The 599-nt window shown below is 27.0% G+C and carries 1 protein-coding gene; it reads left to right on the forward strand.

The annotated features are described in order from the left end of the window. The first annotated feature begins 127 nt into the window (after window positions 1-127). A complete protein-coding gene (locus tag V2H77_RS00140; protein WP_341497190.1) occupies window positions 128-463 on the forward strand; it encodes a hypothetical protein in 336 nt (111 codons plus the stop codon). The last annotated feature ends 136 nt before the right edge of the window (window positions 464-599 follow it).

Raw genomic sequence — 599 nt, forward strand, 5'->3', positions numbered from 1 at the left:
TTGTACTGCCGTACAGGCAGCTTAGAAAATGACTCTTATAAAAAAATCCTAGACCAAGATACCGTAATCCCTAACGTAAGCGGTGTAATACTTGAACGATCGGGGGTTTGTGGGGAGGGAGAGTGTTGTGCGGTCGTGGGGGGGGGGGGGGAGGTGGGGGGGTGGGGGGGGGGGCGCGGGGGGGGGGGTGGGGGTGGGGGTGGGTGGGGGGGGGGTAACGGGTTGTAGAAATACAGTAAGAGAAAAAACAAAAAAAAAAAAAAAAAAAAAAAAAAAAAAAAAACAAAAAAAAAAAAACAAAAAAAAAAAAAAAAAAAAAAAAAAAAAAAAAAAAAAAAAAAAAACAAACAAAAAAAAAAAAAAAAAAAAACAAAAACAAAAAACAAAAAACAAACAACAAAAAAAAAAAACAAAAAAACAAAAAACACAAAAAAAACACCAAAAAAAAAAAAAAAAAAAATAAAAAAAAAAAAAAAAAAAAAAAAAAAAAAAAAAAAAAAAAAAAAAAAAAAAAAAAAAAAAAAAAAAAAAAAAAAAAAAAAAAAAAAAAAAAAAAAAAAAAAAAAAAAAAAAAAAAAAAAAAAAAAAAAAAAAAAAAA

The sequence above is a fragment of the Photorhabdus sp. P32 genome (genome assembly GCF_038085095.1).
Classification (GTDB): domain Bacteria; phylum Pseudomonadota; class Gammaproteobacteria; order Enterobacterales; family Enterobacteriaceae; genus Photorhabdus; species Photorhabdus luminescens.